At 43.5% G+C, this 15,199-nt stretch carries 14 protein-coding genes; 4 read left to right on the top strand and 10 right to left on the bottom strand.

Annotated elements, in window-relative coordinates; genetic code table 11:
• Window positions 1-2: 2 nt before the first annotated feature.
• The 5 genes from sctC to R7190_RS19265 all read right to left on the bottom strand — a co-directional run bounded on the left by sctC (window position 3) and on the right by R7190_RS19265 (window position 5,327).
• A complete protein-coding gene (gene sctC / locus R7190_RS19285) occupies window positions 3-1,877 on the bottom strand; it encodes a type III secretion system outer membrane ring subunit SctC (RefSeq protein WP_064353990.1) in 1,875 nt (624 codons plus the stop codon).
• Window positions 1,874-2,302 (bottom strand): YscB family type III secretion system chaperone, encoded by a 429-nt coding sequence (locus R7190_RS19280; RefSeq protein ID WP_085569994.1) that lies wholly within the window; start codon window positions 2,300-2,302, stop codon window positions 1,874-1,876. Before R7190_RS19280 ends, sctC begins: the two co-directional genes overlap by 4 nt.
• Before the next feature lie 12 nt (window positions 2,303-2,314).
• Window positions 2,315-3,295, bottom strand: a complete 981-nt coding sequence (locus R7190_RS19275) for a T3SS regulon anti-activator ExsD domain-containing protein (RefSeq protein ID WP_005377193.1) — start codon at window positions 3,293-3,295, stop codon at window positions 2,315-2,317.
• A gap of 148 nt (window positions 3,296-3,443) precedes the next feature.
• Entirely contained in the window at window positions 3,444-4,304 is an 861-nt protein-coding gene (locus R7190_RS19270) for an AraC family transcriptional regulator (protein ID WP_005377191.1), read from the bottom strand.
• Between the two features lie 609 nt (window positions 4,305-4,913).
• A complete protein-coding gene (locus tag R7190_RS19265; RefSeq protein WP_047102708.1) occupies window positions 4,914-5,327 on the bottom strand; it encodes a YscW family type III secretion system pilotin in 414 nt (137 codons plus the stop codon).
• A gap of 388 nt (window positions 5,328-5,715) precedes the next feature.
• On the opposite strand from R7190_RS19265, the gene exsC reads away from it, so the two are divergent.
• Window positions 5,716-6,162: a type III secretion system regulatory chaperone ExsC gene (exsC, locus tag R7190_RS19260; protein ID WP_005377174.1), complete on the top strand. Its 447-nt coding sequence runs from the start codon at window positions 5,716-5,718 to the stop codon at window positions 6,160-6,162.
• Window positions 6,163-6,170: 8 nt separating this feature from the next.
• Window positions 6,171-6,476, top strand: a complete 306-nt coding sequence (gene exsE2 / locus R7190_RS19255) for a T3SS regulon translocated regulator ExsE2 (RefSeq protein ID WP_005377171.1) — start codon at window positions 6,171-6,173, stop codon at window positions 6,474-6,476.
• 126 nt (window positions 6,477-6,602) lie between these two features.
• Here the strand turns inward: exsE2 and R7190_RS19250 are convergent, their stop codons facing one another.
• The gene (locus R7190_RS19250) at window positions 6,603-8,123 is read right to left on the bottom strand and encodes an aldehyde dehydrogenase family protein (protein WP_005377169.1); all 1,521 of its coding nucleotides are present in this window, start codon (window positions 8,121-8,123) and stop codon (window positions 6,603-6,605) included.
• A gap of 239 nt (window positions 8,124-8,362) precedes the next feature.
• Here R7190_RS19250 and R7190_RS19245 point away from each other — a divergent pair, with 239 nt between their 5' ends.
• Window positions 8,363-10,129, top strand: a complete 1,767-nt coding sequence (locus R7190_RS19245) for a sigma-54-dependent Fis family transcriptional regulator (RefSeq protein ID WP_047102709.1) — start codon at window positions 8,363-8,365, stop codon at window positions 10,127-10,129.
• Between the two features lie 61 nt (window positions 10,130-10,190).
• Here R7190_RS19245 and R7190_RS19240 read toward each other — a convergent pair whose 3' ends face one another.
• Entirely contained in the window at window positions 10,191-10,328 is a 138-nt protein-coding gene (locus R7190_RS19240) for a hypothetical protein (RefSeq protein ID WP_005377165.1), read from the bottom strand.
• Between the two features lie 578 nt (window positions 10,329-10,906).
• On the opposite strand from R7190_RS19240, the gene R7190_RS19235 reads away from it, so the two are divergent.
• On the top strand, window positions 10,907-11,110 hold the full coding sequence (locus tag R7190_RS19235) for a hypothetical protein (protein WP_054576969.1): 204 nt from the start codon (window positions 10,907-10,909) through the stop codon (window positions 11,108-11,110).
• 93 nt (window positions 11,111-11,203) lie between these two features.
• Here the strand turns inward: R7190_RS19235 and gnd are convergent, their stop codons facing one another.
• Genes gnd through zwf form a run of 3 tightly spaced genes read right to left on the bottom strand, consistent with a single transcriptional unit; the run spans window position 11,204 to window position 14,906 of the window.
• Entirely contained in the window at window positions 11,204-12,652 is a 1,449-nt protein-coding gene (gene gnd / locus R7190_RS19230; protein ID WP_005377160.1) for a decarboxylating NADP(+)-dependent phosphogluconate dehydrogenase, read from the bottom strand.
• Between the two features lie 38 nt (window positions 12,653-12,690).
• Entirely contained in the window at window positions 12,691-13,407 is a 717-nt protein-coding gene (gene pgl, locus R7190_RS19225; protein WP_005387158.1) for a 6-phosphogluconolactonase, read from the bottom strand.
• Window positions 13,404-14,906 (bottom strand): glucose-6-phosphate dehydrogenase, encoded by a 1,503-nt coding sequence (zwf, locus tag R7190_RS19220; RefSeq protein WP_017634563.1) that lies wholly within the window; start codon window positions 14,904-14,906, stop codon window positions 13,404-13,406. The genes pgl and zwf overlap by 4 nt, the downstream gene beginning before the upstream one ends.
• Window positions 14,907-15,199 lie beyond the last annotated feature (293 nt).

Here is a 15,199-nt window from a genome sequence, read left to right as displayed (position 1 = left end):
GGTTAAGACTCCTCTGAAGGGCGCACACACTCACTTTGTGAGTCATCACATTCCAATACTTTCACCCGCCAACCCTTTTGCCCTGTTGGTAATTGGCACTGCGTTAATTGAGACGACTTTTTCTGTGACAATAAGTCTTGTTGATAGCGCTCGGCCTGAACCCTCGATGTGCAGCTATATACTTCCACTACCGATTTAAATTCAGCGCTATTGTTGGAGATGTTGTTAAGCCTGCCTATACTTGGTCGCAAGTCATATTCGTTGCCAATCAACACACTATCGCCAATACCATCCACAACAATTCGAGGTTCTAAAATAAACATTCGTACTGTGCGGCGCTTAGTATTGGTATTACTTCTAAACAGCGCGCCTAAATATGGGATGTCTCCTAGCAATGGCACTTTACGTAACTGATGGCTCACTTCATCTCGGTACACACCACCGATAAGTAAGCTTTGCCCTTGTTTAACCGTCGCTAAGGTGCTGATTTCAGTTTTACGAACGGAAGGAAGATCATCGACACCACCATCAGCGATCTTTGCACCGTCTTCGAGATGAAGGCTCAGGTTAATTTCAGGTCGTGCAGCAAATCTATCACCAACGATACGTGGGACAATTCTCAGTAACGTGCCATACGTGACCTCTTCCAGCGCTGCGGTTTCTTTACCAACCAGCTTGACGTAAAACGTGCTGCTGTTGTTCAGTACCGCTTCGACATTTTCCTGAGTTAACAATGTTGGCCTTGAAACCACTTGAGCACTGCCTTTGGATTCCAATAAACGAATTTGAGCCAGCAAGTAATTTAGGTTGGTTGAATCAAGCAAGGACTTAAAGTTCTGTCCACTGCCGAGCGTCACATCCCCCGAATTCACATCACCTGTTGTTTTGATATCGACAATGCGGTTGTTTCCGACAGACACTCCCGCTCGCCAATCCACTCCTAACTGACTTAAATCGTTGGCACTGATATCGACAATCGATAGCGCGACTTCAATTCTTGATTGCGGCTGGTCTAATTGCGCGACCAGTTTACGATAGAGCGGTAATCGTGCTTGAGTATCACGAACGATAATCGCATTAAGGCCCGGCTCTGCTTCAACTGTTGCGCCACCATGAACTGAGGCGGTTTTATTACTTTTTACAGGCTTATCTGGACTGGTAACTTCTTTGCTAGACGCACTCGCCACTTGCGTTTGAACACCAGACACGACCCGTTTTAACACCGATGCGATGCCCGGGACCGTAATTGTCTGATCTCGATATGCAATTTCTCTATCCGTTGCAGAAGCGTACTTCAAAGGAATTATCTCAACGAATAATTCGTCGGTTGAATTCGATTTCTGCAGCAAGCGCGTTTCCAATGCCTCCGCCGTTTGTACCACTAAGTCGACATAACGTGGAGGACCAGCAAGATAGACTAACCCTTTGCTCTCAGCAGCTCTCCAACCATAACGAGAATCCCAAACGCCGGTGGAAATTAACGTACTGCGTAGCTCTCTAGCCGTAAGTAATTCCAATTGAAGTAAACGTGAGCGAGTTTCTGTCGCCTTATAGACATGTAAGACGGCTCCATCGAAATACCACATCAAGTTGTACACTTGCGATAAGTAATCGAGGAATTCCGCCGGATCTTCAGGGGTAAAACGCCCATTCACTCGATCGTTGACTTTGTCACTAACAGAAACCGAGACACGATAATTTGCACCGAAGTTATTCAACAACTCTTTTAATGAGTCATTATCTGCATAGTAGCGGAACGGTTGTTCGGGCCAGTGTAAGTCTGTTGCTTGCGCGTATCCCAAAGGAACAACACTCACTGCGCATAACAATGCCTTTGTTGCAGCACGCCTAATGTTGGGAAAGATTTTTAGCATCATGGTAACCACACTGTATGGTTGATTGTGTGGTTCACGCGTTCTTGTTCCAATAATGCAATGTAACGCTCACATAGATTGACGTGCTTAGAAAGCAAAGCAGAGAACCGTTCCACCGAACAGTCCTCAACCCGTACTTTACTTTGCAAAATCAATTGCTGATCATCATTGGTTGTCAGTACGCCGCCATCCTCACGAATGGTTTTTAATGAGAGCTGCATGCAACGTTGTAACGCTTGTTCTTGTTGATAATCTAGATGCTCTTTAAACTGGAAGGGTAACGTCGCTTCCCATAAAATCCATGACGCACGTTGCTTGATGGTCAGTGATAACTGGTCAACCTCGATGTTGTAAGAACCATTTTCTGAGGCAATAAAATCCCCTACCTTTAGCGCTTCCGCTAAAGATTTCATCATCTTATCTAACATTTAACGCCCTATTTAGATCTGGCTGAGGTGATTGCAAGCCTGGCCGCACTGACCACTTTGAGTATCAAAATAGTAGTGATCGATATCACCAACAGTTTGCATGTTCTTGAACCATTGCCATACTTTCGCAACCGCATTTTGGTCGTTGTAAACCACATCGCATGCATCCCAAACTTCGTTCAGCTCAGGGGCTTCAAGTCGCACTTCCGAACACCAATTTTTCCACTCAGAAATAAATTGTTCGGTTGTAGAGGTGTACTCCGCGAACCCTTTCAGCTCGTCTAAAGACGGTTGCCACTTCTCAATTAACAAACGATGACATTCAATCACTTGCAACTGTTGTTCGCTTAACGTCCCAAGTTGCTTTTTAAGTTGATGCTGCTGGCTCTTAATAAGATCGAGTTGCTGTTGAACAAAGACGGCACTGGTGTCTTCCCCTGATAGCTTCGACCAATATTCCTTCTGAATATCGAGTTGATTGATAAGTTGTTCAACTTTAATCGAAGCATGAAGAGCACTTTGATCGACTTGTCGGTTAATCCACTCGTTGAGTGATAAATGGAAACAAAGCATCAACGTTTTTGGGACAGCCAAATTAAAGCGAAAGCCCAGACGAGAGTTGATGTAGTCCAGCCTTTGTTCGAACGTTGTGATTGTGCTGCTATCACTGAGCTGCGATCCAATTTCCAAAAATAAACGCATGGCAAACCGGTCTATCGAAGCACCAAGTTTTTGATACGTTTTAACTAACTGGCTAGCGCATAGGCTATCGACGACATTTCTATCCAACAAGCGTTGAAGTAAAGATAACTGCTCATAATTTATGACGCCTTCACTCAACAATTGTCGGTGATTGACGTGCACAACATTGAGATCCTGCGTAGGTTTCGAGGCGCTTTCATAACGAGCTCCTCTTTGTAAAACAGTCACTTTCCGCTGTGTCACTATGCTGTCTGGAAAAAGCGAACGGCGTCGCCAATGCTGCTTTTTCATTTATGTTCGTCTCCGCACCCCTTTCGAACAATCCAGAAAGAAAGAGATGTAATAATTTTTAATCGTTCGTTGTTACACGATACATAATAGAATTTACACTGGTGAGTGACTTTCAAAATTAGTCAGAAAATTTTAGTCCCAAGTCATTTCATTTCGCGATAGCCACTTGATCGTCTCCCGAACGTACGCGGCTTGGGGTCGTTCCAAAACGACGACGGTAACTCTGCGTAAAGTAAGACTGGCTGGAAAACCCTGCCTCCATCGCCACATCTACGATGCTCATCTTGCTCGTCAACAGCAGTTTATGAGCATGCAGTAGTCGACGCTCACTGATCCAGGCTCTTGGAGAAATGCCATAGTGCTCATTAAAAAGCTCTTTAAAAGTGGTTAAGCTGGCACCAAACTCCTGCGCGTAGTCTGTCAACTTCCATTCTTTTAAGTAATGCTGTTCCATAAATCGACGTAACCGTTCCGACGTACGGTTTGTTTGTTGTGACAGCAACGCATACAGTGATTCTCCTCCTTTGCTGTGTAGCAAGAGAATGAGTAGTTCTTCGTATTTTAGGCACATAATGGCATCAGGGTACGCTTGTTGCTCAAGCGTCTGCATGCTGGAAAGCACTTGTTCAACGAGTATGTTCAAACCAAAAGTAAACAAACCAGAACAAACTTTGTCTACCTTAGGCAGCATCATCAAGAGATCACTGTGTTTTTGCAGCAACTGACTAACGAGTTCATTGTCGTAGGCAATAATCGACGCTTTGTATGCCCCATCTAGCGGAGAGTACTCTAACAAGTAATCTCCTTGGGATAGAAATACCCCATTTTCTGCAGCAACATCGATTGTGCAATCACCTGTTTGAACTCGAAGCTGACCATTGTGAACGACAACAATGTGAGACTGGTCTGAGTGAAATACTTCGTCAGATTTTTCATAGCAGGAAAAACTACGAATTTTTCGTGAACTCGAGTCGACCCTTTCTGAGTTTAGTTGGCCTGACACATCCATTTTCTACCCTTCATTATTTTGAGTTTCTCAGTGCAAATGTTGAGAAACTTTCAAAGCACTACTTTGATTGTTGTTATTTCTAAGTACTGCTGTATGAATTAAAGAAGCAAAGAAAAGAGCATAGAAGTTCTATCACTTACCATACCCCCCGAATAATTAGCGAATAACCCAAGCATTACCTTTACCTAAAGGTAAAAGTTTGACTTAGTAAATTTCTGCTGTCCGTCTTTATTATTTTTATCAGATAGCGTTTATCATTAGCCCAAACTTAAATATCATTTCGTTATTTAAGTTTGGTTGTTTTGTTATACATTAGAATACAATTAAATAGATTTCGGCATCGTTTCTAGAACAAAATTAAATTTCCAAAATCATAAAAATGTATGTTTTATAGCCTAAAACGCCAAGCCAACGTGTTCAAGGAGCGAGATATAATCATAAAAAATACTGTTTTTGCAACAAGTATGAGTCTAAAAAACAACTGACCCGATGACTTCAAAGTCATGTAATTAATGTTTATAAAAGACAACAAATCTTTCACAACAGGAAAGATATAGTCTTTATTTTTATAAATTAGAAAATTCTAATAAAAATGTAGTACTTAAAATTTTATCTGTTTATTTTTGGAACAAGAATCAAGTTTTCTTGTTTATTTCCCTCAAAAAATAAATAGTTCTTTTCTTTTTCCGCAACGAGATCACCGTTTGAATAAAGCTTTCCAATAATCTTCATTTTTCCTTCACCAGCTTGAATTGGTGCAATTAAAAACGAATACTGCACAGGCAACTGAACACCTTGGTAGCTCTGAGATGCCGATTTAAAGCATTGATTATCAATAATTTTACATATTTCCACTTCAAGAGAAGTAATCGAAGGTGGAAAGTAGCCGTCGACAGAAACCCAACCATAGACTGATGCCTGACTCTGTGTATCAAAGCCATCCACCCCATTAACGGACACAGTCTGACTGCACCCACTCAGTATGAATAACCCAATAAAACCAGCCCATATAGAATTGTTCATTATGACCCCATAAACTTATTTTATATAATCTAGCTCATTTGAAATTCACACAATTCTTTATGTAAAAATATAAAAGATCAACTTATATTTATACTACAAGCGGACAATAAATCGCACTTTTCAACAACACGTAGTTAACATGGACTGTAATTTCAAAAGCAGTTTCTGCTCACTTTCATTCCTTCCTTAATTGAAGTTTATTAGAGAAAAATGATATTCATATATCTCACTGCCATCGAGATATGCATCTGAACACATTTAATTTTGCCTTTCTATTTCTCTCAACACATTTAAAAGCCAAAATATAATAACAACCGACTAATATTGATAAACATGAAGAGATACATCTAATATTTTCCTTGATAAAATTTCAAAAGGGACTATTCCTATGTCAGCACGCCAAACTATCGATGAGATTTTGCTAAAGTTTGCTCATCAAATAGGCTTGCCTGCACTGCATCTAACGGAAAATGAAGTAAGCTTAGCCTTTGATGATAATCTAAGGGTGCATATCATCTTTCATCCTGAATCGACAACTCTGCAGCTCGAAGCTGAGATTGTTGGCCTTCAAATTGTAAATTCCGATCTCTATCGCTCTTTCTTGGCCTTTAATTATCACTGGCCTGAGCACCAGTTATTTTTTAGTTTGGATAACCACCGACATGTCCTATGTTTAAACCGACTCATTAACATTAGGCGACTGGATTACGAATATTTTGAAACAGCTTTAGCAGAATTGCTGACGCACAGCGAGTCGTGGGAAGCGTTATTGTCTTCTCATGTAACCATTGATGAGGCACCACCGATGCCACAAACTTTAGACTTGAGAGTTTAGGTGTCTTTATGTCCAATGACATCCAATCCACATACACCAATTCATCGGTTCATGACGTTCAACAAGCGCAGCAAAGTGATGCAGTGCCGCAAGGAACGTTTCATGGCCGTAAAGTCACCCTACTCTCCTCATCAGAAAGCAGTATGACGCGAACAAGCTCTAAAAGAGAGCTTGGTGAATGTTTAAATCAATTTGCCAGTCTCGAATCTTGCAATCGCGTTTTGGACTTTGATCCGCAACTCAATATTGACAAGCAAAACGCCGCCGTAGAAAAGCTTATGGAACGAAAAGTGGCGATAATTCAACGTTCCTGATATCACAATATAAGTAGGTTAAACATCTAAGTTAACCTTCAGCCGACAAGCTCACGCTAATAAAAAACCCCGAAGATTCGGGGTTTTGATTCATACTGCTTTTTCTTTATTAATTACTTAGTTTCACTAGAAGAAGCCTAACGGGTCGATGCTGTAGCTAATCAGCAAGTTCTTAGTATTCTGGTAGTGATCCAGCATCATCTTGTGCGTTTCGCGCCCGATACCCGATTTTTTGTAACCACCGAACGCTGCGTGTGCAGGGTAAGCGTGGTAACAGTTAATCCAGATCCGGCCAGCTTCAATATTACGGCCCATACGATATGCAACGTTCGCATCACGTGTCCAAACACCTGCGCCTAAGCCATATTCAGTGTCGTTTGCGATTTCCAACGCTTCAGCCTCATCTTTGAATTTGGTGATAGCGATCACTGGGCCAAAAATTTCTTCTTGGAAGATTCGCATCTTGTTGTGGCCTTCCAACATGGTTGGCTGAATGTAGTACCCCTGGTTGATAGACTCTGGCTGTTCTGACACTCCACCACCAAAGACCACTTTTGCGCCTTCTTCACGGCCGATTTCCAGGTAACTTAAAATCTTATCAAACTGTTCTTGAGAAGCCTGAGCACCAACTTGAGTATCGGTATCGAGCGGATTACCTTGTTTAATCAGCTGTGCACGTTCCGTCAGTTTCTCTACAAACTTGTCATAAATCGCTTCATGAACCAGTACGCGAGATGGACAAGTACAAACTTCACCTTGGTTGAAGAAACCAAGTAACGTACCTTCGATACACTTATCAAGATACTCATCTTCGTAATCGAAGATATCTGAGAAGTAGATGTTTGGAGATTTACCACCTAACTCAACTGTCGATGGGATCAAGTTGTCTGCTGCACATTTCAGAATGTGGTTGCCAACTTGCGTAGACCCGGTAAACGCGAGTTTCGCAATGCGGTTGCTGGTTGCTAATGCTTGACCCGCTTCAGAACCATATCCGTTTACAACGTTGATGACACCAGGAGGAAGAAGGTCACCGATTTTTTCCATCAGAACCAGAATGGATGTTGGGGTTTGCTCTGCTGGCTTCAATACCACACAGCAACCCGCCGCTAGTGCCGGTGCTAGTTTCCAAGCCGCCATCAACATTGGGAAGTTCCACGGAATAATTTGACCAACCACACCAATCGGTTCTGGGAAGTGGTAGCTTGCGGTGTGCTCATCCAGTTCTGCCGCACTGCCTTCTTGTGCGCGAATACAGCCAGCGAAGTAACGGAAGTGATCCACTACTAAAGGTAAATCTGCCGCCAAGGTTTCGCGAACTGGTTTGCCGTTTTCCCAAGTTTCTGCAACAGCAAGCTCTTCTAGATGCTGCTCAATACGGTCAGCAATTTTCAGCAAGATGTTCGAACGTTCTGTCACGCTGGTTTTGGCCCATTTTGCTCTGATGTTGTGCGCGGCATCCAGTGCTAAATTAATATCTTCCTCGCCAGAGCGAGCAACTTTACAATACGCTTGTCCGTTGATTGGTGAGATATTGTCAAAGTACTCACCACCCGTTGGTTTTACCCATTCCCCACCGATAAAGTTATCGTAATGCGATTTAAAGTTAACAATGGCATTTTCACTACCTGGCTGTGCATAGATCATAACTCTTCCTTTTGTTTCTCGTTCAATGTGTTATTGCAGTGTCGTATCGCACTGTTCACAAAGAGCATTACGCAAGTCACACGCCAACTACGCCACACTTGTTGTTAATTAAATGTAAAACTATGATTACCAAGCGATAACAAACCAAGTGAGCGATGTTTGAGCGGATGTATGGTGTGAACACCAATGTTCAAGTGTTCCAAAATGGCACACCCTCACTGTGACAAAATGGTACAGTCATGGAACTTCAACATATTAGCGATAACAATTGGCTTTCAACTTCATGGGTCAGAAGTGAACAAGCGGGTTTAAAACAGCGTCGACGCCCTGAAGATATTCGAGTAACGCCAGCAACGCTCCAAGATAGGCGTCACCAACTCAATTTTTTGCTAGAGGCAGTTACTCAATTTGCACTCCCTTTGTTTAATCAGCTATTTGCTCATAGCGACAGTCGCTTAATTTTGACGGATTCAGATGGTGTCATCATCGGCAGTTGGGGACAGCCTAGATTTCGTGAGAAGTTGACGGAAATCTCGCTAAGCTCTGGAGCATGCTGGCAAGAAAAGGTCAAAGGCACCAACGCTATTGGTACAGCCTTGGTTGAAGCAAAGCCCGTTTCTGTTATTGGTGATCAGCACTTTATCCAACACCATCGTTTTATTAGCTGTTCGGCTAATCCTATTTTCGATCATCTTGGTAACCTCATTGGCGTATTAGATATTACGAGCGAGCAAAAGAGACATGACTTCTCAACGCAAGTACTAGTACAAAACATGGTCCAGCAAGTGGAGAATCAACTACTTAACTTGATTCCACAAGGGCATATTCGTGTGGATTTAGCGTGCGAAAAAGGTTTACTGAATAGTGGTTGGCAAGGAATTATCATTGCAAATGAAGACGGACAAGTTTTGGCTCACAATCAAGTAGCCTCTCAACTTTTTGCGCAAAAAAGTATCATTGGGCAATCCTTAGACGACATTCTATCCACTCGGGGAAATGAGCACCCTTTCGTTTTCAAAACAAAACCGCTTACCGATAAAGATAGCAAGGTCAAGTCTCGTGCTGTAGCGGCGTCCAATGATCTTCATTATGGCGACTCCGCTGTTGAGCACTGTTGGCAGCAAGCCAATCGCGTCATCGATAAAGACATCAGTTTGTTGATTCTCGGAGAGACTGGTGTTGGCAAAAACGAGTTTGTGAAAGCGCTCCATAAAAACAGCCAGAGAAAAACGGGACCGTTGGTTTCCGTCAACTGCGGAGCGCTACCAAAAGATCTGGTTGAATCTGAATTGTTTGGCTACGTAGCCGGTGCCTTTACTGGCGCAAACAGCAAAGGCTATCAGGGAAAAATTCGCCAAGCGCACAAAGGGATTTTGTTTCTGGATGAAATCGCGGATTTACCCTTGGAAGCTCAAAGCCGATTGCTCCATGTATTGCAAGATAAAACCGTGCTTCCCGTGGGTTCCAACCAAAGCATTCAAGTCGATACGCAAATCATTGCAGCCACGCATAAAGATCTGGAACATTTGGTCAGCGAAGGATTGTTCCGCCAAGATTTGTATTATCGCCTTAATGGCTTGATCATTGAGCTACCTCGCTTTGAGGAGCGTGAAGATAAACGACAACTGATTGAGAACATTCATCGGCGTCACGCCGAATCTGAACAACAGCTTTGCCCTCACCTACTTTCTCTGATGCTGTCTTACTCATGGCCAGGAAATTTGCGTGAACTCGATAGTTTAATCAAAGTATCCGCCTTAATGGCGCAAGGTGAAGAAATATTGGAACTCACACACGTCCCAGCCCACCTAAGTAAGAAACTCAGCCAAGCTCAAGAAGGAGTAGTATCCGCTGAACCAACTTCAGAACTGCGTGCAACCGTCGAAGATAAGTTGCTCAAAACATATCAAGCCAACCGGGGGAACATTAGCAAAACGTCTCGTATGCTTGGTGTGAGCCGAAATACCATTTACAGAAAATTGAAAAGCCTTGGCATATTAAGTTAATTCTACGACCTCAGATACAAAAAGAGCACCGTTGCGGTGCTCTTTCTCTTTGAAACCTAGCTTACAGGCCGCCTTGTTGTTGTGCCTGTTTTACTAATGCCTGACGTTGAGTTTCCTTCTCAGAGATCACTTGATTGTCCTTGTGCATTTCCTGTTCCAATTCTGCTGGAATGAAAACAAAGTACTTGTTAAGAGTCATCTTAGAACCTCAATTTGCTGTGTTAATTACCTTCTTGGTCGACGTAAACAAAACCAGAAAAACATGTTTTACTGGATCCTTGTTGCTAGTTTCAAAAAATAAAGGATGTTCATATAATAAACATCCTCCATGTGGGCGCTAATTATAGGCGTAGTTTAAAGGCTTACCTAGCACTCTTTTTCACCTTTTGTGCAATCTGAGTTTCGATCGAAAAACGGATTTAATTGCCCGTAATTACTAAGGTATTGTTAAAAAGAGAAAAAAGCTTTTACTGTAACTGACGACAGGGATGAGCTTACGAGTGTAGGTTCACTTGCAATTGTGTATCGTAGAGTTCGAATACGATAATAATAACGCTACATGCCCTTAATCTGCGTAGTTAAAAACTTTGAAGTGATAGACAACCGAAGTCATATCTGTGCAACTCAGTTTAACGATTTGTCTACCGGTTCAATATTTCACCTTTTTTGAGAAATCTTTAGCCACTTTTTTGTGTGAAACGCCCCAAAAGAGCAGACAATTAAAAGTGTGGCATATGACCACAATTGTCTATCCCCACTTAGCTTCGGGAGGCGTTTATGAAAAGTAACAAACTTGGCCATGTGATGTCTTTCAGCAGGATGTTTTCCTTCATTGCATTCTTGACGGCCACATTCGCATGGATTCTCAGCATGTACGCCCTATTTACTGTTTCTTTAGTGGCTCTTGTGGTCAGTGCAATTCTCTACCTAAAAGACAGGTTTTATCAAAGCAAGAAAACGACCACTGAAAAGAGCGCCTAGGCGCTCTTGAAGTTCCGTAAAAGCAGACACAAAAAAGGATGCCACTTGGGCATCCCTTTATATCTTTATATTTAGTCGGTTTACTTAAAACGATTACACGTCGTAAGTTGTAGACGCTGTGTCGCCGCCTGTACCAGTCCAGTTAGTGTGGAAGAATTCACCACGTGGACGGTCAATACGCTCATAAGTGTGAGCACCGAAGTAGTCACGTTGAGCTTGAAGCAGGTTCGCTGGTAGACGAGCTGTTGTGTAACCGTCTAGGAAAGATAGCGCAGAAATCGTACATGGCATTGGGATACCAGACTCTAGAGACTTCGCTGCTACTTTACGCCATGCTGCTAGGCTGCCTTGTAGGATGTTTTTGAAGTACTCATCAGAACCTAGGAATGCGATGTCTGGGTTCGCTTCGTACGCATCACGGATGTTGCCTAGGAACGCAGAGCGGATGATACAACCACCACGCCACATTAGGGCTACGTTACCGTAGTTTAGGTCCCAACCGTTCTCGTTCGATGCTTCGCGCATTAGCATGAAGCCTTGAGCGTAAGAGATGATCTTAGAAGCTAGTAGCGCTTGACGTAGTGCATCAACCCACTCTTGCTTGTCGCCTTCAACTGGAGTGATTGTCTTACCGAATAGAGATTCAGCTTCAACACGTTGGTCTTTCAGTGCAGATAGACAACGAGAGAATACAGACTCAGAGATAAGTGTTAGTGGAATACCTAGGTCTAGTGCGTTAATACCAGTCCATTTACCAGTACCTTTTTGGCCTGCTGTGTCTAGGATCTTCTCAACGAGAGGCTCACCGTCTTCATCTTTGTAGCCAAGGATGTCAGCCGTGATTTCAACAAGGTAGCTGTCTAGTTCAGTCTTGTTCCAATCAGCGAATACTGCTTGCATCTCGTCAGCAGACATACCAAGACCGTCTTTCATGAACTGGTAAGCTTCTGTGATAAGCTGCATGTCACCGTATTCGATACCGTTGTGTACCATCTTAACGAAGTGACCAGCACCGTCGTTACCAACCCAGTCACAACATGGCTCACCAGCGTCAGTTTTCGCAGCGATACCTTGGAAGATAGGCTTAACCGCTTCCCATGCTTCAGCAGCACCGCCAGGCATGATAGATGGACCGAAGCGCGCACCTTCTTCACCACCAGATACACCAGTACCGATGAAGTGGATACCTTTTTCACGTAGTGCAGCAACACGACGGTTTGTATCTGGGTAGTTAGTGTTACCACCGTCAATAATGATGTCGCCTTTGTCTAGCAGAGGTACTAGCGCTTCGATGAACTTGTCTACAACGTCACCAGCGCGAACCATCAACATTACTTTACGCGGCGTTTCTAGCTTCTCTACTAGTTCTTCTAGAGAGTATGCACCGATGATGTTCGTGCCTTTTGCTGGACCTTCCAGGAACTCGTCTACTTTAGCAGCAGTACGGTTGTGAGCAACCACTTTAAAGCCGTGATCGTTCATATTTAGGATAAGGTTTTGCCCCATTACTGCTAGGCCAATTACACCGATATCACCTTTCATTGTTTCTCTCCAATTTTATTTCATCGACGAGCAGCGTCTTAAGCAATTTTTGCTGCCGCGTCTAAATCTAAATACCATTCCGTTAGGCCCGATTTCGCTTGAATCTTAGCCGCTGGGTATGGCAGTGCGTGTGCTGGTGAACTGTTAATTTCTTCAACAATGTCCGCTTTTCCTGCACCAAGCACTAAGTAACTAATGCGTTTCGCTGCTTCTAATACGCGTGCGGTTTTCGACACACGAAGTTGGCCCGATTCAGGATGCGACGCCACAAGAGATAGGTTCGCATCATCATAATTCGTTTGGCCAGGGAACAGAGAAGCTGTATGACCATCTGCACCAACGCCTAATAAGATCCAGTCAAACACAGGTGTGCCGTTTTCATTCGGGATTACCTCTGCCATCTCTTTTGCAAAGCGCTCGGCTTCTGCTTTAGGCTCATCTTCGCCACGGATGCGGTGAATGTTTTCTGCAGGAATATTTACTTGGCTAAACAACAACGTGTTCGCTTCACCGTAGTTGCTTTCTGCATCGTCAGGGGCAACACAACGTTCGTCACCCCACCAAAAGTGGAGGTTTTCCCATTGAATGGAGGTTGCGTAAGCCTCTGAAGCCAGTAGTTTAAACAGCATTTTAGGAGTGCTGCCGCCAGAAAGAGAGATGTGAACAGGTCTGCCCATTTCGCTAAACGCTTTCATATCGTTAGCTAGGCTTTCAACTACCTGTTCTGCTGTTTGGTAGATCTTATGGTTGATCATAGTTCACAGTAATCCGTATCTGTTAAGTTTTTACATGGGAAACGCCAAGCGCGGCCATCACGCTGTAACAAGTCATCTGACTCTTTAGGTCCCCAAGTGCCGCATGCGTACCCGAAGAGGGATTGTGGATCTTGCTTAAAATCTAAGATTGGCTGTACGTATTGCCAGCACGCTTCCACCGCATCACTACGTGCAAATAGCGTAGCATCACCATTCAAAGCATCAAGTAGAAGGCGCTCGTATGCCGTTAGCATTTGCGTTTCTTGCAGGTCAGCGTAATGGAAGTTCATTTTCACTTCCTTCGCTTCAAAGCCTGCGCCTGGCTCTTTCAAGCCAAAGCTCATTTGAATGCCTTCGTCTGGTTGAATACGAATGATCAGCTTGTTTTCTGGTGCGTTTTGACCAAACACAGGATGCGGTGTTTGTTTAAAGTGGATAACCACCTCAGTAACGCGTGTTGGAAGACGCTTACCAGTACGCACGTAAAATGGCACGCCATTCCAACGCCAGTTGTTGATGTACGCTTTCAAACCGATGTAAGTCTCTGTACGAGAGTCGTCTGCAACTCCCGGCTCTTCACGGTAGCCGCGTAGGCTTTGCCCACGGACTTCAGACGCCGTGTATTGGCCTAATACTAGATCGTTGCGCAGAGCGTTTTCGTCTAATGGCTTTAGGCATTGAAGCACTTTTACCACTTCATCACGCATCGAGTCTGCATTGATTTGCGCTGGTGGTTCCATACCTACCATTGCTAATACTTGTAGCAAGTGGTTTTGGAACATGTCGCGCACAGCACCAGAGTTGTCGTAGTAACCACCACGCTCCTCTACGCCAAGGAATTCTGCGCCTGTGATTTCAACGTAATCAATGAAGTTACGGTTCCAAAGCGGCTCAAACATCGCATTAGAGAAACGAAGCACAAGTAGGTTTTGTACCGTTTCTTTACCTAAGTAATGGTCAATTCGGTAGATTTGATGCTCTTGGAAGTGCTCGTGAATTTCTTTGTCCAGAATACGCGCCGATTCAAGATCATAGCCGAATGGTTTCTCAATGATCAGGCGTTTCCAGCCATCCTCTTCACTGTTAAGACCATGTGCTGCAAGACTTGCAGGGATCACACTGTATAAACTTGGTGGGGTTGCTAAGTAAAAAAGCGTATTGCGTTGCTCGAATTGATATTCGTCCGCAAGTTGGTCTAAGCGAGAAGATAGCTTACCGTAATCTTGTGTGTCAGAAGTATTAATTGCTTGGTAGTGCAGATGGTTAATAAATGCATCAAGCGTTTCTGGCTCAGTCTTTTCCATTTCCTGAAGCGATTTTTTCAGCTTCGCGCGGTAAGACTCATCACTGTATTCAGTGCGACTTACACCCAGAATGGCAAAATTCTCTGGAAGCTGCTTGTTCGCGTAGAGGTGGTATAAAGCAGGAATGAGCTTACGGTACGTAAGGTCACCTGAAGCACCAAAAATAACGATGCTGCTGTTTTCTGGTATTACCATCATCTTTCCCTTAAAAACGAGGTACTTATTGTGTGCCCGGATACGGCTAGAGAATGAGCCAACCCTATCAATGGCACCTCAAAATAGAAAATTGGTCTTACCTATTACGTTGATAGGTAAAGTCTATGGGCCCAAAGAACCTCAAGAAGTTGCATTTCCGATTCTTGGAAACACGACGTATTGAGGTCATTTAAGTCACTTATGTCTCAAAAGTACACACTGTACTCGCTGGAGGAGAGTCCGACACGGGGCAATATTGTCTACGACTATTTGATTTACATCAACACTTGCCA

The sequence above is a fragment of the Vibrio sp. 1078-1 genome (genome assembly GCF_033340475.1).
Note: the sequence above shows the minus strand (reverse complement) of the source record. Positions and strands in the feature narration are given on the sequence as shown.

Bases quoted from the DNA above. Each gene is read 5' to 3' on its own strand.
- R7190_RS19280 (WP_085569994.1), bottom strand. From the start codon at position 2,302: ATGTTAGATAAGATGATGAAATCTTTAGCGGAAGCGCTAAAGGTAGGG.
- R7190_RS19265 (WP_047102708.1), bottom strand. From the start codon at position 5,327: ATGAACAATTCTATATGGGCTGGTTTTATTGGGTTATTCATACTGAGT.
- sctC (WP_064353990.1), bottom strand. From the start codon at position 1,877: ATGATGCTAAAAATCTTTCCCAACATTAGGCGTGCTGCAACAAAGGCA.
- R7190_RS19245 (WP_047102709.1), top strand. From the start codon at position 8,363: ATGGAACTTCAACATATTAGCGATAACAATTGGCTTTCAACTTCATGG.
- R7190_RS19235 (WP_054576969.1), top strand. From the start codon at position 10,907: ATGAAAAGTAACAAACTTGGCCATGTGATGTCTTTCAGCAGGATGTTT.
- gnd (WP_005377160.1), bottom strand. From the start codon at position 12,652: ATGAAAGGTGATATCGGTGTAATTGGCCTAGCAGTAATGGGGCAAAAC.
- R7190_RS19250 (WP_005377169.1), bottom strand. From the start codon at position 8,123: ATGATCTATGCACAGCCAGGTAGTGAAAATGCCATTGTTAACTTTAAA.
- zwf (WP_017634563.1), bottom strand. From the start codon at position 14,906: ATGGTAATACCAGAAAACAGCAGCATCGTTATTTTTGGTGCTTCAGGT.
- R7190_RS19275 (WP_005377193.1), bottom strand. From the start codon at position 3,295: ATGAAAAAGCAGCATTGGCGACGCCGTTCGCTTTTTCCAGACAGCATA.
- exsE2 (WP_005377171.1), top strand. From the start codon at position 6,171: ATGTCCAATGACATCCAATCCACATACACCAATTCATCGGTTCATGAC.
- R7190_RS19240 (WP_005377165.1), bottom strand. From the start codon at position 10,328: ATGACTCTTAACAAGTACTTTGTTTTCATTCCAGCAGAATTGGAACAG.
- R7190_RS19270 (WP_005377191.1), bottom strand. From the start codon at position 4,304: ATGGATGTGTCAGGCCAACTAAACTCAGAAAGGGTCGACTCGAGTTCA.
- pgl (WP_005387158.1), bottom strand. From the start codon at position 13,407: ATGATCAACCATAAGATCTACCAAACAGCAGAACAGGTAGTTGAAAGC.
- exsC (WP_005377174.1), top strand. From the start codon at position 5,716: ATGTCAGCACGCCAAACTATCGATGAGATTTTGCTAAAGTTTGCTCAT.